General features: G+C 65.4%; 1 protein-coding gene. It reads right to left on the bottom strand.

The window, feature by feature from the left end; all coding sequences use genetic code 11:
* Positions 1–919 (bottom strand): amino acid adenylation domain-containing protein (locus tag ACIPUG_RS21430; RefSeq protein WP_400340123.1); only part of this gene is annotated, 919 nt, incomplete at both ends.

Here is a 919-nt window from a genome sequence, read left to right as displayed (position 1 = left end):
GCTGCGGACAGAGGTAGGCGACCAGCCGGGTATCACCGGGGCTGTCTTCACGGGCGACGACAACGGCCTCCTGCACGCCGGGGCACTGCATGAGGCGGGCTTCGATTTCACCGAGTTCGATACGGAAGCCGCGCAGCTTGACCTGAAAGTCGTTACGGCCGAGGTACTCGATGCTGCCGTCGGGCAGCCAGCGGGCAAGGTCACCGGTCTTGTAGAGCCGGGCGCCGGGTCGGTTGCTGAACGGGTCGGGAATAAAGCGCTCGGCGGTGAGGTCGGGGCGGTTGAGGTAGCCGCGGGCGACGCCGACGCCGCCGATATGGAGCTCACCGGCGACGCCGAGGGGCACGGGCTGGCCGAGGGCGTCGAGGATGTAGAGCTGGGTATTGGCGATGGGGCGGCCAATGGGCACAAAGCTGCGGTGGTCGTCAGGCTGACAGGCCCAGAAGGTGACGTCAATGGCGGCCTCGGTGGGGCCATAGAGGTTATGGAGCTGGGCGTTGAAGCGGGCAAAGAAGCGCTGCTGGAGTTCGGCAGGGAGGGCTTCGCCGCTGCAGATGACGCGGCGCAGGGAGTCACAGGCACAGTCTGCATCGGCCCACTGGACGAACTGCTGGAGCATGGAGGGGACGAAGTGCAGGGTGGTGATGCCGGTGCGCTCGATGAGCTGCGCGAGGTAAGCGGCATCCTTGTGGCCGTCGGGACGTGCCATGACGAGGCGTGCGCCGTAGAGCAGGGGCCAGAAGAACTCCCAGACGGAGACGTCGAAGCTGAAGGGGGTCTTCTGCAGGACGCGGTCATCGTGGGTGAGACGATAGGTGTTCTGCATCCAGACGAGACGGTTGCAGAGTCCGCGATGGCTGTTCATGACGCCCTTGGGTTTACCGGTGGAGCCGGAGGTGTAGATGACGTAGGCCAGATG

The sequence above is a fragment of the Pectobacterium sp. CHL-2024 genome (genome assembly GCF_044751765.1).
Lineage (GTDB): Bacteria > Pseudomonadota > Gammaproteobacteria > Enterobacterales > Enterobacteriaceae > Pectobacterium > Pectobacterium brasiliense.
This window is presented reverse-complemented; position numbering and strand designations above follow the sequence as displayed.